The following is an 18312-nucleotide window of genomic DNA, read 5'->3' as shown; positions in this document are numbered from 1 at the left end:
CTATTGCAATGGATAAGGAACGCGCAGGGATTCAGTCGGTCGAAGTGGGTTTCTCTCTGGTCGAGGCCCTGGCACAGGCACGCGGGCCGCTGATGCTCAAGGACCTAGCCGCCGCGGCCGGCATGAGCGCCGCCAAGGCCCACCGCTATCTGGTGAGCTTTCAGCGCATAGGCCTGGTGGCGCAGGACGAGCGCACCTCGCGCTACGACCTCGGGCCCGCGGCGCTCAAGATCGGCCTGGCCTCGCTGACCCGGCTCGACCCGGTGCGCCTGGCGCGCGAACGCATGCCTGCGCTGATGCAGGACATCGACCACACGGTGGCGATTGCGGTCTGGGGCAACCACGGCCCCACCATCGTGCATTGGGAGGAATGCGCACAGTCCGTGACGGCCAATCTGCGCCTGGGCGACGTCATGCCCATGCTGGCCTCGGCCACGGGCCGCTGCTTTGCGGCCTGGCTGCCGCGCGAGATGACGGCGCCGCTGCTGGAGCCCGAGATGGAGCGCGCGCGCAAGGCCAAGCGCCAGGACCTGCCGCAGTCCGAAGAGGCCGTGAGCACCATGCTGGCCGAGGTGCGCGAACGCGGCACGGCCCGCGTGGTTGACACCGTGCTGCCGGGCATCGTGGCCTTTTGCGTGCCGGTGTTCGATGCCTCGGGCCATATCGTGCTGGGCCTGATGACCCTGGGCTCGCTGGCGACTTTCGATCCCGAATATGGTGGAGCCATCGACGCGCCGCTGCAGGCCGCGGCCCGCCAGCTGTCCCGCGATCTGGGCTGGGGCGCCACGGCCGCAGACTGAAGCCCCCTGTCAAGCCAATAGCAAAGACCTCGCATGGGCCGCTCTCCCAAGGCAAGCAAAGTCCTGATTCCCGTGACCGCCGTGGTGCTGGCCGCGCACGCCATCGTGCTGCTGGGCGTGCCCGCGCTCGAGCAGCCGCCCCAGCCCGCGGCCGTGGTCATGGATACCCGCCTGGTGGAGCTGCCGGCCCCGCCTCCGCCCCCCGCGCCCGCCGCTCCCAAGCCCGCTCCCGCTCCGCCGCCGCCAAAAGCCAGGCCTGCGCCCAAGCCGCCGGCCCCGGCCGCCGCGCCCGAGCCCGCCCCCGCAGCGCCGGAACCCGAGCCGAATCCGGTTCAAGCCGTTGATACGCCTGCACCGCCCGCTCCTGAATCCACAGCGCCCGCAGAGCCCCCGGCGCCCGCGCCCGAGCCCCCCGAGGCCAACGAGGCCGATACCGCACGCCCCATCCAGGTCACTCCGGCAGGCGCGGCGCCGCTGCCGCCCGGCACGGTGCTGCCGGTCACCCTGCCCAACTCGGCCACGCTGGAGTTCGACGCCTCGGGCCAGGTCAAGGGCTTTCACTACTCGGCCGGAGCCCGGCTGCAATGGCAGCACGACGGCCAGTACTACAGCGCGCGCCAGTCGGTCAGCATGTTCCTGCTGGGCGAGCGTGCCCAGACCAGCGAAGGACTGATCACGCCCCACGGCCTGCAGCCGCTGAACTTCAGCGACCAGGGACGCAAGACCCAGTCCGCGAACTTCGATGTGGCCGGCGGCAAGGCCAGCTACAGCAGCGGCACGGCCGAGGCCGCCATCTCGGACGGGGTGCAGGACCGCCTCAGCGTGTTCCTGCAGCTGTCCGCCCTGATCGCGGCCGCGCCCGACAAATACCCGCCGGGCACGCTGATCGACCTGACCACCAGCAGCGCCCGCGCCGCCACGCGCTGGCAGTTCCGCGTGGGAGCGGCCGAGGCGCTGAGCCTGCCTTTTGGCAGCGTCATGGCACTGCGCCTGGACAAGCTGCCCGGCAAGAGCAGCGGCGATCAGCGCGGCTCCGTCTGGCTGGCGCCGGCCATGCAGTATCTGCCAGTGCGCATCAAGCTCACCCAGGGCCAGGACGACTTTGTCGACCTGCAGCTCAAGAAATACGCGCCCGCGCCCCAGTGACGGCGGCCTGCTTGCGGGCCGCCCACGCAGGCCGGCGCCTGCACCGGCTCAGGCGCTGCACTGGCGCGCGGAACTGCGGCCGACCTACCGAAATTCGGGATAGCGCTTCGTCGCAGAGCCCTCAAATCCATGGAATACTGTCCTCAAGTGCAAGAGCAGGCATTTCGTATCTTGAAATACCGCACCCAACCACCATTTCCTTGGTGGGCATGCTCATAACGGAAGTGAAAGGAGGAACACCATGCAAATGCTTTACGACTCAGAATCCTTTGCGGTGCTCCACCTGCGTCCAGACATGGAAGCAGACGCTCCGGCAGGCAACGCCGAGACTGAAGCCCACGCCCACCAGCTGCCGCGCCACGGTTTCGAGATCGTGGACAAGCGTTCGGGCAAAGAGGTGTACTTGGATGGCTCCTGGGCCGAAATGTTCCAGAAGCAAATCCTGGCCTGGCAACAGGATGCCCCCACCGAGGAAGAAGTGGAGGACATCCTCGATCAGTACGCGGGTCTGGCTCAGCAGCCTGTGATCATCCACTGAATTTAGCCCTCACCGGCCCCCAAAAGGAACCTGCTTGCAGGTTCCTTTTTTTGCGCCTGCTGCCGATTATCGAACTCGATATTTTCAAATCATCTTCGAGAAAATATTAAGCCTTCGTTAAATCATCTATTCGCCACAGTTTTCCAATCAAACTTTGTAAATCGAGATTAAGCAGAAATTTAAAATAGAGCCCGAAACCCCAGGCCTCCACGCCATCAGCCGATTACGACGCAGGCCTTATGGGACGGTAATTCTCAGCAATGCTATTCGGAGCACTCCGGAAGTGCTCGGGCCCCGGCTCGCACCAAGCCAATCCGGCCTCACCCAATATTGATCCATATCAATTAACCGGTGTAAATAGCGCGAAGAATTAATCACCAACACGCTCTTCAAAATCGCTTCAATCAATATCTAGCACCAGGGAAAAACATGAACTCTGCATTGAAGTACAGCCTGCTGCCGGTCGCCACCGCGCTGGCGGTGTTCGGGCATATGACCTGGGCCTCGGTCAACGAGGCCCAGCTGGCCGCCGCTGCGCCCGCGGCCAGCAGCGAGTCCAAGATCATCGACGATCTGCCGGCCAACTACTCGGCCGACCTGCCGCCCGCGCAGCGCGAGCTGATCGAGCGCGGCCGCTATGTGGCCCGCCTCGGCGATTGCGTGGCCTGCCACACGGGCAGCAAGACCCAGCCCATGGCCGGCGGCCTGGCGCTGGAGACGCCGTTCGGCAAGCTCTATTCCACCAACATCACGCCCGACAAAAGCAGCGGCATGGGCGGCTACAGCTTCGAGCAGTTCGACCGCGCCATGCGCAAGGGCGTGGCCGCCGACGGCCGCAACCTCTACCCGGCCATGCCCTACCCCTCCTACGCCAAGATGACGGGCGAGGACATGCAGGCGCTGTACGCCTATCTGATGCAGGGCGTGGCCCCGGTTCAGGCCGCCAACAAGCCCTCGGAAATGGGTTTCCCCTTCAACCAGCGCTGGGGCCTGTCGCTGTGGAACTGGCTGTTCCTCGACGACACCCCCTACCAGCCCCAGGCCCAGCAAAGCGCCGAATGGAACCGCGGCGCCTATCTGGTCCAGGGTCTTGGCCACTGCGGCGCCTGCCACACTCCGCGCGGCATCGCCTTCCAGGAAAAGACCATGACCGGCGAGGGCAAGAACGGCCAGTTCTTCCTGGCGGGTGAAACCGTCGAGGGCTGGCGCGCCTTGAGCCTGCGCAATCTGTGGACGCCGGCCGAGACCGCCGAGCTGCTCAAGACCGGCCGCAACAGCCACGGCACGGTCTCCGGCAATATGGTGGACGTGGTCCAGCACAGCACGCAGTACATGAGCGACAGCGACCTGCTGGCCATTGGCAGCTACCTCAAGGCCCTGCCTGCGGGCAAGGAAGATCTTCCCATGCAGATCGCCCAGGGCCCGGCACCGCGCATCGACATCCCGGCGCGCGCCACCAAGGATTCGGCGCCCGACGCCGCGCACTACAACGTGCCGGCCGATCTCTACCGCACGCGCGGCGGCCTCGGCTATCTGCAGTTCTGCGCCGACTGCCACCGCTCGGACGGCGGCGGTGTGGACAAGGTCTTCCCCTCGCTGGCAGGCAACCGTTCGCTGCTGTCGGACAACCCCAGCACGCTGATCCACATCATGCTGACCGGCTGGACCACTCCCGTGACCCAGACCCACAGCAGGCCGCTGACCATGCCGGCCTTCGCCCAGCTCGGCGACCAGGAGATTGCCGACATCCTGAACTTCACGCGCCGCAACTGGGGCCGCAAGGACGCGCCCGAGGTTCAGGCCAAGGACGTGCTGGCACTGCGCAAGACGCTGGATGCCAAGGGTGAGAAGTCGCGTCCGTTCGAGACTCCTCGCCTGGCCGACATGCTCAAGGAAAAGAATGCCGAGCAGCTGGTCTATGGCGCGCGCCTGAACATCGAGACCCGCGACCTGCTACCCAAGAACGTGGGCAACGCCCTGAACTGCGCGAGCTGCCATCTGAACGCCGGTACCGTGGCCGATGGCTCGCCCTATATCGGCATCTCGGCCTTCTTCCCCAGCTATGCGCCGCGCGCGGGCCGCACCATCACGCTGGAAGACCGCATCAACGGCTGCTTCCTGCGCTCCATGAACGGCAAGCCGCTGCCGCTGGATTCCGACGAACTCAAGGCCATGGTCGCGCTGTTCGACTGGATGCGCAACGAGACCAAGCCCGAGGACAAGGTCGAGGGCCGGGGCGTGGGCAAGATCAGCCAGAAGATCCTGCCCAATGTGGAAAACGGCCAGAAGGTCTATACCCAGCAGTGCGCGCTCTGCCACGGAGCCGACGGCGAGGGCATCAAGAACGCCAAGGGCCAGTGGGTCTATCCGCCGCTGTGGGGTGAGGAGTCCTTCAACATCGGCGCGGGCATGGCCCGTACCTACACGGCCGCGGCCTTTGTCAAGCGCAACATGCCCATCGCCATGCATGGCAACTTCCCGCTGGGTCAGGGCGGCCTCTCGGACCAGGATGCCGTGGACGTGGCCGAGTTCTTCAGCCACCAGCCGCGCCCGGACTTCGCGCCCAAGGTCAAGGACTGGCCCAAGGACAAGAAGCCGGCCGACGCGCGCTACTGAGAGCGGCCGCCGCCGGCCTCAGGGCCGGTGGCTCTGCCACGCAAGCCGCAGCCTCTTCGGAAGCTGCGGCTTTTTTCATGCGTGCTCAGGGCTGCAGGGCCGGCCGATTCAGGCGACGCTCCAGCCCGCGGTACAGCGGCGCCACCAGCAGCAGCACCGCCACCAGCCGGCAGACCTGGAAGGCGGTGACCACGGGCACGCCCAGCTGCAGCACCTTGGCGGTGATCGCCATCTCGGTGATGCCGCCCGGCGAGGTGCCCAGCAGCAGCGTGACCCAGGGCAGGTCCGTGCCCCGGTGCAGCAGCCAGGCAAACGCGGCGCAGATGGCCATCAGCCCGAGCGTTCCCAGGGCCACCATGGCCAGCCAACGCGGAGCGGTATGCACAAACTCCCGGCGAAAGCGCACCCCCAGGCTCACGCCTATCGCCAGTTGCGCGACATTCGTCAGCCACTGCGGCACGGCGGACAGCTCTATGCCCGCCAGGGTCAGACCCATGGCGACGGTCAGGGCGCCGAGAAACCAGGGATTGGCGCGCTTGAGTCCGAGCATGAGCAGCGCCCCCAGGCCCGTAGCCACCGCCAGCCAGGCCAGGCCCGGCCACTGCACCACGCGTATGCCGGGCGCCGCCAGACCCGGCTCGCCATGCAAGCCCGCCCATTGCAGCGCAAAAGGAATGCTCACGGTCACGATCAGCAGGCGCAGGCTGTGGCTGGCGGCGACCAGATCGGTGCGCGCCTGCTCGCGCTCGGCCAGCAGCGTCATCTCCGAGGCCGCGCCGATCGCCCCCGCAAAATAGGTGGTGGCGCGCAGCCTGGCCGCGCTCATGCCGGGCTGCTTGAGCATGGACGGCGCCTGCACCCGGTACAGCCAGCAGCCAAACGCCCAGCCCAGCAGCAGCGCCCAGCCCACGGCCAGTGCAATCGCCCACCAGAGACCGGCGATCAGCTCCATCACCGCGGGCGTGAAGTACAGGCCCAGGCCCGCGCCTATGGTCCACTGCCCCAGATTGCGCAGCTTGGTCCAGCTCTGCGTGGGCGCACCCGCCATCGAGGCCAGGGATACCGAAATCAGCGGCCCCAGCATCCAGGGCAGCGGCGTGTGCAGGGCCAGGCACAGCTGCGCGGCCAGCCAGGCCAGAGCGAGGGTGGCGGCCACGCGGGCCAGAAATCGAGGAGATGGCAAGGCTGGCATGTGCACGGGAATCCGGCAAGGCGCGACAATGGCGAGGCGATAGGGGCTATGCCCCGCAGTATCGCGGCAATTCACGGTGGGCAAAGCCGGTACGAAATCTACAGCTACGAAGCCATGCCCCGTCTATGACGAACGCACTCAGCTTGATATGTGGACTTCTGTTTCTGCGGCACAGCCGCGCCCGTTCTTCAAACCCTGGGCCCTGGCGGCCGCGCTGCTGCTGGGCGGCTGTGCTCTCCAGGCAAATTTGCCCGCTGCTGACCAGCCATGGCCGCAGACGCTGAGCCAGTGGCGGGACGCGAGCCTCATCCTGCTCGGCGAGCAGCATGACCAGGCCGCCCACCACCGCTGGGAGGCCGACACCGTGCGCAGCCTGACCGCGCAAGGCCGGCTGGCCGCCGTGGTGGTGGAAATGGCTGCCGCCGGCGGCAGCACCAGAGCTCTGCCGGCCGGCGCCTCCGAGGAAGAGGTCAAAGCCGCGCTGCTTTGGGAGCAGGGCGGCGGTTGGCCCTGGCAGGACTACGGCCCCGTGGTAATGAGCGCCGTGCGCGCCGGCGTGCCCGTGCTGGGCGGCAATCTGCCGCGCACGCAGATGAAGACGGCCATGGCCGAGACCCGCTATGACAGCCACCTGAGCCAGGCCGGCTGGCAGCTGCAGCTCGACGCGATCAAGAGCGGCCACTGCGGCCTGCTGCCCGAATCGCAGTTTGCCCCCATGGCCAGGGTTCAGCTGGCGCGCGACGAAACCATGGCCGGGGTCGCCGCGACGGCCGTGCGCGATCTTGCCGGGCCGGGCCGGAGCGTGCTGCTGATTGCGGGCCGCGGCCATGTGCGCGCCGATATCGGCGTGCCGACCTGGCTGCCCGCAGGCCTCTCGGTCAAGGTCGCCATCGCCCAGTCGGATCTGGCACCGGACGCCGGGCAGATGAAAGCCGACAAGCTGCTGACCCTGCCGGGTTCGGCGGCCGAGGACCAGTGCACCCAGCTGCGCCAGCAGTGGCAGGACCGGGCCGCGGCCAGGCCCTGAGCTCGACTGTACGGGCCCGACTCAGGCCCCGAGGTCGGCCTCGCTGAGCTGGACCTCGACCTGTGGCAGGCCGGCGCGCTCTTTTTCGAGCAAGCGCGCGAAGTCCTCCGCTGGCAGAGGGCGGCTGCAGTAATAGCCCTGGAAGCAGTCGCAGCCTTTTTGCTGCAGAAACTGCAGTTGCTCGCGCGTTTCCACGCCCTCGGCCAGCACCTTCAGACCCATGGCGTGGCCCAGGGCGATGACCGAGCTGCTGATGGTCATATCGTCCGCGCTGTTCGGGATGTCGCGGATAAAGCCCTGGTCGATCTTGAGCAGGTCCACCGGAAAGCGCTTGAGGTGGGCCAGCGACGAGTAGCCGGTGCCGAAGTCGTCGATCGCCAGCCTCAGCCCCTGCTCGCGCAGGCGGTTGAGCACAAACAGCGCTTCCTCGGGCTTTTCGGCCAGCGCGCTTTCGGTGATCTCCAGCTCCAGCAGCCGCGCGGGAAAGCCCGACTCCGTGAGCGCCTGGGTCGTGGCACCCACGATATCGGTGAGCAGAAACTGATGCAGCGAGACGTTGACGGCAATTGTCAGCTCGGGCAGCCCCTGGTCGCGCCAGCGCTGGCCCTGGCGGCAGGCCTCGTTGAGCACCCAGATGCCCAGCGGGCCGATCACGCCCGAGCTTTCCGCCACCGGAATAAAGCGTGCCGGAGAAATCAGCCCCTGCTCCGGATCCAGCCAGCGCAGCAGCGCTTCGGCGCCCACCAGCCGGCCCGTGGCCAGGTCCACCTGCGGCTGGTAGTACAGGCGCATATGGCCCAGATCCAGCGCGCGGCGCAGCCGTGCCTCCAGCGCCAGCCGCTCGCGTGCGGCCTGGGTCATGTCTTCGTGGAAGAAGCACCAGGCGTTGGAGCCGCGGCTCTTGGCGCCATAGACGGCCGCATGTGCGCCCTGCAGCAGATCCTCCGGGCTCAGCGCGTGCTCGGGATAGAGGCAGATTCCCACGCTCACGCTGACCACCACCGACAGCCCGTCCGGCGTGGTCCAGGGCTTGCCGGCCGCGGCCATCAGGCGCTCGGCCACCTCGACCGCGTCGGCTCGCGCATTCAGCGACTGGGCCACCACGCACAGCTCGTCGCCGGCCAGGCGGCCGATCACATCCCCTGCGCGCAACGCTGACTGCACCTGGGCCGCGGTATGCCTGAGCACCTCGTCGCCTATGGAGTGGCCGTAGCTGTCGTTCACATCCTTGAAGCGGTCGATATTGAGCAGCATGACGGCCATGCCGCGGCCCGTCACCTGGGCCCGCTCCACGGCCTCGCCCAGCAGGCGCGCAAACTGCGTGCGGTTGGGCAGGCCGGTCAAGGCGTCGCTGTGGGCCAGGAACTCGAGCTGCTGCTCGCGCGCCTTCTCGGCCGAGATATCGGTGAACATGCAGACATAGTGGGTGACCACGCCCGCCGCATCCTTGACGGCGCTCAGCGACATGCGCTCGGGGAACACCTCGCCGTTCTTGCGCTTGTTCCAGATCTCGCCCTGCCAGTGGCCCGTGGCATACAGGCTGGCCCACATGGCGTCATAGAACGCCTTGTCGTGGCGGCCCGACTTGAACATGCGCGGAGTCTGGCCCAGGATTTCGGCCTCGCTGTAGCCCAGCAGCCGGACGAAGGAGTGATTGACCGAGAGAATGCGGCTACGCGCATCGGTGACGATCACGCCCTCTATGGTGTTGTCCACCACGGCGGCGGCCAGGCGGCGACGCTCCTCGGCCTCGCGGCTCGCGGTCTGGTCGGCCAGCAGGCCCGAGATGCGCAGCAGACGGCCGTGAACGTCCTTGTGCGCCTGGCCCCGCGCCCGAAACCAGCGGTACATGCCGTCAAAGCACAGCACCCGCGCCGTGGACACCAGCATGTTGCCCCGCTCCAGCGCCTGCTCCACCTCCAGGCGCACCAGGGGGGCGTCGTCGGGGTGCAAACGCTGGAGAAAATCGAAATCCCGGGCCAGGTCCTGGCCCGTGTAGCGCAGCAGCGCGCTCATGCCCGAGGACAGGTTCAGCCGGCCTTCTCTCGCATCCCACTCCCAGACGCCGTTGCCGCTGCCTTCGAGCGCCATGCGCAGCATGGTCTCGCTGCGGTGCATGGCATCCCTGGCGCAGACCATCTCGCTGAGATCCTGCAGCACGCAGACCAGGGCCATCGGGCCGTGTGCGCCCGACGCGGCCACGCGGCTGGTGGTGCACAGTACCGGCGTGACCTTGCCCGTGGTCGCATGCACGCACTGGCGCAGCACCTGGAAGTGGTCGCTGCTGCCATCGAGCAAGCGCTCCATCAGCTGCGCCACCTGCTGGGGGTCGTCGACAGGCACCAGCACGCGGAAATCCTGGCCGCGCAGCGAATCCACGCTGCGCCCCAGCCAGCCCGCGAGCTTGGCATTGGCCCAGACGATCTCGGCGCCGCCCACATGCACGCGCGCCATTCCGGCCGGAGCGTGGCGCACCACCAGCTCCAGTTCCTGGACCGTCTCCTGCCGCAGGCGTTCGGCGCCGCGCTTGCGCCGGTGCAGCCAGCCCCCGGCGAGCGCAGTGGCAAGCAGCCAGACGACAAAACAGCTTATCTGCCAGCGCGTAGACTGCGGCTCCGTGACTTCGAAATAAGCCAGCAGCCACTCCTGCGCCCATAACCAGAGCAGCCCTGCGCATACGTAAAGAGCCATCAGGCTCCCCGACGTGACGCGGGAACGCCCTCCCTCGCTTTTCATGTAATTCCTTTGTCCGCAGGGTCCCTGCCTTGCTGCGACAATTGCCCAGCTATGACCCAAGCCTATATTTTGACCCTATCCTGCCCAGATCGACTGGGTCTGGTGCATGCCGTTTCGGGCTTTTTGCTCGAACAAGGCGGCAATATCGAAGAAGCCGCCCAGTACAACGACCCCGCCACGGGCCTGTTCTTCATGCGCGTGCAGTTCGGCGTCGGCAACACCGACACCGCCGCCCTCAAGACCGCCGTGGCCGCGCTGGCCGAACAGTACGAGATGCAGTGGAGCCTGCACTCCAAGACCGAGCGCATGAAGACCGTGATCATGGTCAGCAAGGAAGGCCACTGCCTCAACGATCTGCTGTTCCGCTGGAAGTCCGGCCTGCTGCCCATCGAGATCAAGGCCATCATCAGCAACCACCGCGAGTTCTATCAGCTCGCCGCCAGCTACAACATCCCGTTCCACCACATCCCCGTGACCGCGGCCACCAAGGCCCAGGCCGAGGAGCGCCAGTACGAGATCATCCAGGAAGAAGGCGCCGAACTCGTGGTGCTGGCCCGCTACATGCAGGTGCTGTCCAACGATCTGTGCAAAAAGCTGTCCGGCCGCGCGATCAACATCCACCACAGCTTCCTGCCCAGCTTCAAGGGTGCCAAGCCCTATTACCAGGCGCATGACCGCGGCGTGAAGCTGATCGGCGCCACCGCCCACTATGTGACGGCCGATCTCGACGAAGGCCCGATCATCGAGCAGGACGTGGCCCGCGCCGACCACACCGACACCGTGGAAGACCTCACGGCCCGCGGCCGCGACACCGAAAGCCAGGTGCTGGCGCGCGCCGTGAAATGGCATAGCGAGCGCCGCGTGATTCTCAACGGTCACAAGACCGTGGTGTTTCGCTGATTGCGCCGGGCTTGGGACAGGTCGGCATGACGAGCGGCGCCAGCGCCTGGACCAGCGTCACGGCACGGCGCATTCCGCCCATCCAGTGCCTGCTCACCTTCGAGGCCCTGGCGCGCCTGCGCTCGGTCACGCAGACCGCCGAGGAGCTGTGCGTCACGCCCAGCGCCGTGAGCCACCGCGTCAAGCAGCTGGAGCAGATCCTGGGCACGCGGCTGTTCGGCCGCGCCGATTTCTCGCTGACCACGGACGGCAGCGCCTATCTGGCCCATGTGCGTGAAGGACTGGGCGCGCTGCAGCGCTTTCCCGGGGCCTCGGCCGCACCGGGACGCAGGCGGCTGAAACTGGCCGTGACGCCGACCTTTGCGCGCGTGATCCTGATCCCGCGGCTGCGCCAGTTCACCGAGGCCTACCCCGAGATCGACATCGCGCTGCAGGTCTCGATTCCGCTGCTCGACGTGATCGGCGAGGATGCCGACCTCATGGTGCGCTTCGGCGCCGGCCACTATGCCGATGTCGAGCATATCGAGCTGGCGCGCGACATGGTCACGCCGCTGGCCTCGCCCAGCTTCGTGCGCGAGCACGGCCCTTTCGAACGGCCCGAAGACCTCGAGGGCATGCCGCTGCTGCGCAGCCCGCTGGAGCCCTGGCGCACCTGGTTTGCCGCCACGGGCCTGGACATGGCCGAGCCCAACGAGGGCTCGCAGTTCAACGATATCGGCCTGATGTGCGACGCGGCCTCGGCCAGCATGGGCATTGCGCTGGTGCGCCACAAGCTGGGCGCACCCTGGCTGGAGAACGGCACGCTGGTGCGCCTGTTCGAGACCGATGCGCCCAGCCCCCACGCCCACTATCTGTGCTGGAAGACCGGCATCATGGACCGCTGGGAATGCGCGGCCTTTGCCGACTGGCTGCACAAGTCCATGAGCTGATCCCCTTCAGGAGTCCCGCCATGCATCTGCGGCCCAAGAGCTATCCGGGCATAGACCAGAACCAGGCGCTCAACAGCGCTGCGAACTCGCTGCTGATCCATGCGCTGGCGGGCACGGGCAAGACCACCACGCTGGCGATCAAGGCCGCCGACCTGATCCGCAGCCGGGGCGCACGCAACATCCTGATGCTGGCCTACTCGGAAGCGGGGCTCAAGGCCATCCGGGCGCGCCTGGCCGAGTTCACGAGCGTGCTGCCCGAGGAGCTGCACATCCTGACCCTGGAGCAGCTCTGCGCCCAGGTGCTCGGTGAGCAGGGCGACCCCGTGCCCATGCTGGCCTCGGCGCTGGAGAAGAATCTGCTCGTCCAGCAGGCGCATGAGGCGCTGCTGCAGGAGCTGCAGCGGCACGCGGAACTCGAGCCCCCCGAGCTCGCTGACTATCCGGCCCGCCCTCTGGACATCAACGCCTTCAGCACTTTCGAGGCCCGGGCCAAGCAGCGCATGCTGGCGCAAGCCGTGGAGAGCTCCGGGCTGGACGCCCTGCAGTTCTGCCGCGACCACGAGCTGGACTACGGGCTTTACCGGCTGCTGTGCAAATACGAGCGGCTGCGCGAAGGTCCGACGCAGGAGCCGCTGTTCTATGCGCCGGGCGACTGCACCTATGCGCTCGCCTGCCAGCTGGCCACGCTGGACTTCGGCACGGACTTCCCCCCGCTGCAGGGCCGCTTCGATGCCGTGCTGTTTGACGAGCTCCAGGACCTGGACGAGGCGGCGCTGCTGGTGCTGCGCCATCTGGCGCGCGGCAATGGCAGCTTCATAGGCGCGGGCGACTTCAACCAGCATATTCTGCCGGGCGCCTCCTCGGTCTTCGGCGACAGCGCCCAGCGCGTGCTGCAGGAGCTGCCCGAGGGCACGGGCCAGGCCGAGCTGCGCACCACCTACCGCTTCGGCCCCGCGATCTGCGCAGGCCTGAACCGGCTCTTCGGCGTCGCGTTCGAAGCCCACTACCCCAACGCCGCGTCGCGTTTCGAGCCGCGCCGCTATGCGGACCACGAGGACTGCGCCCGGCAGTTGCTGGACATCCACCGCTTCGTGAGCCTGCAGCCGTGCCGGCCCGACGGCCCGCCCGCCACCTTGCGCGTCATACTGCGCTCGCCCGAGGACTCGGTGCTGCTGGAATGGCTATTTGCCCATGAAGGCGTGCATTACGGCTGCCAAGGCCTGCAGCGCTTCTACCAGCGCCGCGAGATCGCCCTGGTGCTGGCCATCATGTGGGCCATGCAGGGCTGCAGCGGCGGCGCGCTGCTCTCGCAAGGCATTCTGAGCAGCGCTGTCGAGGGCCTGATGCGCTATGTGCGCCGCGGCAGCCGGCCCGACGGTGATCTGCTGGCCAACGGCCTGTTCGACATGGAAGCGCTGGGCGAGACTCCGCCCGAGGCCGACAGCAAGGCCATTGCCGCCGAGCTGCAGGGCCAGCAGCAAGCCATGCGTCGCTTTTTCACGGCCTCCATCGCATCAGACTCCCCCTGCGCCCAGTTGCTGGCCCTGCCCGCCGAGCTGTGCGCCGACGCCGGCCGGCTCTGCGCCCACCCTCTGCTGCGGCAGTTCTTTGCCCAGGCGCCCATCAGCCAGGACGAGCTGCACCGCTGCCTGGCAAGCCTGCAAGCGCTGTCGCGCATCTGCGCCGGACTGTCCGTCGATGAATTCCTGGGGCGACTGAGCCTCATGGTCAGCTCCAGCATCGCCCAGCACCAGCGCCGCGAGCAAGCCAGCCTGCAGCTGCTCACGGTGGAGCGCTGCAAGGGCCATGAGTACGAATACGTGGCCGTCCCCTTCGTCGATCCCGGACACTTCTCGCGCAATGCGGCCGACCCAAGACGCAATATGCTCTACGTCGCCATGACCCGGGCCCGCAAGCACCTTTGGCTGCTGCAGCAGGGCGAATCGCCCGTCGGCCCTGCCGCCCTGTAAACAGCCGCCGCCGGCTGCGCGGCATCAAGGCCGCTGCATGCATGCCGGTCAAAACTATGTAACGTCGCGCCGCAGGGACACTGCAGCGCTTGCCCTCTTCATCGCCTCCGCGGCTCTGGCCATCATGGGCCGATTCCAACGAGGGGGGGGGGGATATATATGCACAAGCGATCGGGTCACGTCGGGGCTCTGGCCCTGGCATTGTGGGCCGCCGGGCTCACGCCGCTGCAGGCCGAGGAGCGTCCGATACTCATCGGCGCCAGCCTGCCGCTGTCCGGGGTCCAGGCCGATGCGGGCAAGGAAGGGCGCTCCGTCATGCAGGCCTATGTGGATGCCGTCAACCGCCAGGGCGGCATAGGCGGTCGGCCGCTGCAGCTCCAGGTGCTGGACGACGGCTACGAGCCGCAGCGCGCGGCCGGCAATGCGCGCCAGCTGATCCAGGACGGCGCCGTGGCCCTGCTCAGCTGCTGGGGCTCGGCCAGCTGCGGCGCCATGCAGCCGTTGCTGCAGGAAGCCCAGATCCCGCTGGTCGGCGCCCTGGCCGGAACCGGCCCCGTGCGCCAGCCGCAGGGCCGCTACAGCTATCTGCTGCGGGCCAGCACCCTGAGCGAAATCTCGGCCATGGTGCAGCAGATGCAGACCCTGGGCCAGAACCGCATCGCCATCGCCTACCAGCAGGACAGCTTCGGCCAGAACAGCCTGGAGACGGCGCGTGCCGTGCTGGGCTCGCACAGCCTGCAGCCGCTGGCCGAGATCGCGCTGGAACCCTCGGGCGGCAATGCCGCCGCCGCAGCCGCCCAGCTGACCCAAAGGTCGCAGCTGCAGGGCGTGATCGTGCTGGCCGGCGCACCGGCCACCGTGAGCCTGATCACCGCGGCACGCCAGGCCCAGGTGGGCGTGCCGTTCTACAACCTGGCCGCCCAGGCCCATCAGGGCGTGGTCAAGGGCCTGGGCGAGCACACGCGCGGCGTGATCTTCACCACCCTGGTGCCCAGTCCCTGGCGCACGGCCCTGGCCGTGTCCAAGGACTACCAGCAGCTGCTGGGCACTGCGGGCAAACAGAGCGCCTCGTACATGGGCATGGAGGTCTACCTCAACGTGCGCACCCTGGTGGACGGCCTGCGCAAGGCCGGCAGCGGCCTGACGCGCGCCTCGCTGGCCACGGCGCTCGACAGCCTGGGCGAGATGCATTACGGCCCCATGAACATACGCTTTGCCAGCGGCCGCCACCACGGCTCCAGCTACGTGGGGCTGGCCATGCTGAACCAGCAGGGTCATTTCATAGACTGAGCATCAAATCAGCCTCCAACCATTGCACAGCAAGCGCTGAAAGCTACTGTTTTAATACTCGAAAGCGGGCTGCTGCAACGCTTTTCACAGGCGGCTGCAAGAAAACTCACACCGCGGCCGACGCCCATCCTCTACAGTCGGGGCATGACGCTTGCCAGCTCTCTTCCCGATCCATCGGCCGCCGCCGATGCCGCCCGCCACCAGCCGGTTCCGACCGAGCGCGCGCGCCGCCAGGCCCAGGTGCTGGCCGCGCTGCGCCCCCATGTGCCCGAGCACGCGCTGCTCTACCAGAGCGAGGACACCACGCCCTATGAGTGCGACGGCCTGACCGCCTACCGCCAGCGCCCGCTGGTGGTCTGCCTGCCCGAGACCTACGAGCAGGTGCAGGCCGTGCTCAAGGCCTGCCACGAGATCCAGGCGCCCGTGATCGCGCGCGGTGCGGGCACGGGCCTGTCGGGCGGCGCCATGCCCCACCCCATGGGCGTGACCCTGTCGCTGGCCAAGTTCAACAAGATTCTCAAGGTCGATGCCTACAGCCGCACGGCCCTGGTGCAGTGCGGCGTGCGCAACCTCGCCATCAGCGAGGCCGCGGCCCCCTACGGCCTGTACTACGCGCCCGACCCCAGCAGCCAGATCGCCTGCACCATCGGCGGCAACGTGGCAGAGAACTCGGGCGGCGTGCACTGCCTCAAGTACGGCCTGACGGTGCACAACGTGCTCAGGATCAAGGGTTTCACGATCGAGGGCCAGCCCGTGGAGTTCGGCTCCGAGGCCCTGGACGTGCCGGGCCTGGACCTGCTGGCCGTGATGATAGGCAGCGAAGGCATGCTGGCCGTGGCCACCGAGGTCACGGTCAAGCTCATCCCCAAGCCCCAGCTGGCGCGCTGCATCATGGCCAGCTTCGACGATGTGCGCAAGGCCGGCGATGCCGTGGCCGCCGTGATCGCGGCCGGCATCATCCCCGCGGGGCTGGAGATGATGGACAAGCCCATGACGGCCGCCGTCGAGGATTTCGTCAAGGCCGGCTACGACCTCACGGCCGAAGCCATTCTGCTCTGCGAATCCGACGGCACGCCCGAGGAGGTCGAGGAGGAGATCGGCCGCATGAGCGAGGTGCTGCGCAGCGCGGGCGCCACGGCCATCACGGTCAGCGCCAGCGAGGAGGAGCGGCTGCGCTTCTGGAGCGGGCGCAAGAACGCCTTTCCGGCCAGCGGCCGCATCAGTCCCGACTATATGTGCATGGACTCGACCATTCCGCGCAAGCGCCTGGCCGACATCCTGCTGGCCATCCAGGAAATGGAAAAGAAATACGGATTGCGCTGCGCCAACGTCTTCCATGCGGGCGACGGCAATCTGCACCCGCTGATACTGTTCGATGCCAACGACGCCGACGAGCTGCACCGCTGCGAGCTGTTCGGCGCCGACATCCTCGAAACCAGCGTGGCCATGGGCGGCACGGTGACCGGCGAGCATGGCGTGGGCGTGGAAAAGCTCAACTCCATGTGCACCCAGTTCAGCACGGCCGAAAACCAGCAGATGTTCGCGCTCAAGGCGGCCTTCGATCCGCTGTCACTACTCAACCCCGGCAAGGTGATTCCCACGCTCAACCGCTGCGCCGAATACGGCAAGATGCTGGTGCGCGGCGGACAGATCGCACACCCGGACCTGCCGCGCTTCTAGGTCCGGCGCCAAGACAGCCACGCCCGCAGCCGATGGCGGGCGGGCCGCGCAGGGCCCGCTGCTTCACGCCAGGTTCAAGCGGTCCGCGATGCGGGCCATGGGCACCATGATGCGGCGTATCTTGAAGCCGAACCACTGCGGGTTGGCCACCTCCCGCGGCTTTTCCAAGGGCAGCAGCAGATCCTGCCAGCGTTCGCTGGCCATCACCTGCGCCAGATGGCGTCCCAGCAGCGGACCCATGACATTGCCCCAGGTGCCCAGGTTCATGAGCGCCGTCACCCCGTCCGCCACCTCGTAGATCTTGGCGTAATCCTCGTGATAGGCCTGTGACGAACTGGAGGTATAGCCGGTCCAGTAGCTTTCCAGCTCGATGTTCAGCTCCCTGGTCTGCGGAAAGGTCTTGTGCAGATAGGACCGGAAATAGTCGAAATACACGCGCGCATCGTCCTCGCGCCCCACATGCGGGATGGTGGCCGTCACCAGGCGGCGTCGTCCGTCCACCACCATGGGGTACAGCCCCGTGGGTACCTGGGTCAGCGCCACGCGTGCGGGATTCAGGCTGTCCAGCACCGACTGCGGCAAGGGTTTGGTCGCCAGCGCGCAGGCGACCAGAGGATATTGGGTCCGCCCCAGCTCCGGGAAGAAAGGATTGCCGGCATGGGCATTGGTACAGATCACCACCCGGTGCGCGCGCACGCTGCCGCGTGCCGTCACCGCCCGCCACCTTTCCCCCTCACGCCGGCAGTCCAGCACCGGGCTGTCGCCATAGACCTGCGCCCCCAGCATCTGCGCCACGCGCACCATGCCACTGGTGAACATAAAGGGGTTGACGGAGCCGCCCTCCTGCCAGTGCAGGCCATAGCCGTAGCGCGAGGTACCCAGCAGCTCCTGCAAGCTCTCGCGCCCCACCTCGGCCACGGCATAGCCACGGCCGGCCCATTCCCTGGCCTTGGCCTGCAGTGCGGCGACCGGCCGGGCTGCGACCTCCACCATGCCGCCCGGGTGGGCATCGCCATCGATGCCATACCGGCTGCACATTTCGTAGACGATGTTGCGCTGCTGGACGAAGTATTCAACAAAGGGCTGACCGCCCCCCGGCCAGCTCTTGAGCGCCTGCAGCTTGTCGAGGAAAGGCTGGACATGGCCGGCGTTGCGCCCCGAGGCGCCGTCCGCAGGCTGGCGCGCCTCAATCAAGGCCACATTGATGCCCAGTTTTTGCAGATGCAAGGCCAGCGAACTGCCCGCCAGGCCGGCGCCGATGACGGCCACATCGGTTTCCACATCCTGTTCCAGGGCCGCATGGCGAGGTGCCGGCGCATGCAGGGCCCAGCCGCTGCAGGCTATGGGCACGGTGCCGGATTGATAAGCTTGGCGGCTTACGCCATTCGCCGGAAATTGACGCGCTTGCAAAAGAACCTCCCTGGATCAACGCCACTTTTCGGGCGTGACGGGAAGTCTAGAAAGGCCGGCCCCGGCGCTCTAGTACCA

General features: G+C 67.3%; 13 protein-coding genes. 10 read left to right on the top strand and 3 right to left on the bottom strand.

The window, feature by feature from the left end; genetic code table 11:
• The first annotated feature begins 8 nt into the window (after nucleotides 1-8).
• From AB6724_RS13345 to AB6724_RS13330, 4 genes are all read left to right on the top strand, one after another.
• A complete protein-coding gene (locus AB6724_RS13345; protein ID WP_369339016.1) occupies nucleotides 9-800 on the top strand; it encodes an IclR family transcriptional regulator in 792 nt (263 codons plus the stop codon).
• 33 nt (nucleotides 801-833) lie between these two features.
• The gene (locus AB6724_RS13340; RefSeq protein ID WP_369339015.1) at nucleotides 834-1946 is read left to right on the top strand and encodes a DUF3108 domain-containing protein; all 1113 of its coding nucleotides are present in this window, start codon (nucleotides 834-836) and stop codon (nucleotides 1944-1946) included.
• A 241-nt stretch (nucleotides 1947-2187) separates the two neighbouring features.
• Nucleotides 2188-2484 carry a BTH_I0359 family protein gene (locus AB6724_RS13335; RefSeq protein ID WP_369339014.1) on the top strand — a complete coding sequence of 99 codons (297 nt, stop codon included), beginning with the start codon at nucleotides 2188-2190 and terminating at the stop codon, nucleotides 2482-2484.
• Between the two features lie 492 nt (nucleotides 2485-2976).
• Nucleotides 2977-5100, top strand: a complete 2124-nt coding sequence (locus AB6724_RS13330) for a c-type cytochrome (RefSeq protein ID WP_369339053.1) — start codon at nucleotides 2977-2979, stop codon at nucleotides 5098-5100.
• Between the two features lie 85 nt (nucleotides 5101-5185).
• On the opposite strand, the gene AB6724_RS13325 is transcribed toward AB6724_RS13330, so the two are convergent.
• Nucleotides 5186-6292, bottom strand: coding sequence for an AbrB family transcriptional regulator (locus AB6724_RS13325; RefSeq protein ID WP_369339013.1), 1107 nt, complete (start codon nucleotides 6290-6292; stop codon nucleotides 5186-5188).
• 148 nt (nucleotides 6293-6440) lie between these two features.
• On the opposite strand from AB6724_RS13325, the gene AB6724_RS13320 reads away from it, so the two are divergent.
• Nucleotides 6441-7319: a ChaN family lipoprotein gene (locus tag AB6724_RS13320; protein WP_369339012.1), complete on the top strand. Its 879-nt coding sequence runs from the start codon at nucleotides 6441-6443 to the stop codon at nucleotides 7317-7319.
• A 21-nt stretch (nucleotides 7320-7340) separates the two neighbouring features.
• Here the strand turns inward: AB6724_RS13320 and AB6724_RS13315 are convergent, their stop codons facing one another.
• A complete protein-coding gene (locus tag AB6724_RS13315) occupies nucleotides 7341-10055 on the bottom strand; it encodes a sensor domain-containing protein (protein WP_369339011.1) in 2715 nt (904 codons plus the stop codon).
• A 51-nt stretch (nucleotides 10056-10106) separates the two neighbouring features.
• Here AB6724_RS13315 and purU point away from each other — a divergent pair, with 51 nt between their 5' ends.
• The 5 genes from purU to AB6724_RS13290 all read left to right on the top strand — a co-directional run bounded on the left by purU (nucleotide 10107) and on the right by AB6724_RS13290 (nucleotide 16824).
• Nucleotides 10107-10955 carry a formyltetrahydrofolate deformylase gene (purU, locus tag AB6724_RS13310; RefSeq protein ID WP_369339010.1) on the top strand — a complete coding sequence of 283 codons (849 nt, stop codon included), beginning with the start codon at nucleotides 10107-10109 and terminating at the stop codon, nucleotides 10953-10955.
• Nucleotides 10956-10981: 26 nt separating this feature from the next.
• Nucleotides 10982-11884: a LysR substrate-binding domain-containing protein gene (locus tag AB6724_RS13305; RefSeq protein ID WP_369339009.1), complete on the top strand. Its 903-nt coding sequence runs from the start codon at nucleotides 10982-10984 to the stop codon at nucleotides 11882-11884.
• Nucleotides 11885-11904: 20 nt separating this feature from the next.
• Complete coding sequence (locus AB6724_RS13300) at nucleotides 11905-13854, top strand: UvrD-helicase domain-containing protein (protein ID WP_369339008.1); 1950 nt, start codon at nucleotides 11905-11907, stop codon at nucleotides 13852-13854.
• A gap of 159 nt (nucleotides 13855-14013) precedes the next feature.
• Nucleotides 14014-15144: an ABC transporter substrate-binding protein gene (locus AB6724_RS13295; RefSeq protein ID WP_369339007.1), complete on the top strand. Its 1131-nt coding sequence runs from the start codon at nucleotides 14014-14016 to the stop codon at nucleotides 15142-15144.
• A 144-nt stretch (nucleotides 15145-15288) separates the two neighbouring features.
• Nucleotides 15289-16824: an FAD-linked oxidase C-terminal domain-containing protein gene (locus AB6724_RS13290; protein WP_369339006.1), complete on the top strand. Its 1536-nt coding sequence runs from the start codon at nucleotides 15289-15291 to the stop codon at nucleotides 16822-16824.
• 63 nt (nucleotides 16825-16887) lie between these two features.
• Here AB6724_RS13290 and AB6724_RS13285 read toward each other — a convergent pair whose 3' ends face one another.
• Nucleotides 16888-18174 carry an NAD(P)/FAD-dependent oxidoreductase gene (locus tag AB6724_RS13285; protein WP_369339005.1) on the bottom strand — a complete coding sequence of 429 codons (1287 nt, stop codon included), beginning with the start codon at nucleotides 18172-18174 and terminating at the stop codon, nucleotides 16888-16890.
• Nucleotides 18175-18312 lie beyond the last annotated feature (138 nt).

The sequence above is a fragment of the Comamonas guangdongensis genome (assembly GCF_041079535.1).
Taxonomy (GTDB): domain Bacteria; phylum Pseudomonadota; class Gammaproteobacteria; order Burkholderiales; family Burkholderiaceae_C; genus Comamonas; species Comamonas guangdongensis.
Note: the sequence above shows the minus strand (reverse complement) of the source record. Positions and strands in the feature narration are given on the sequence as shown.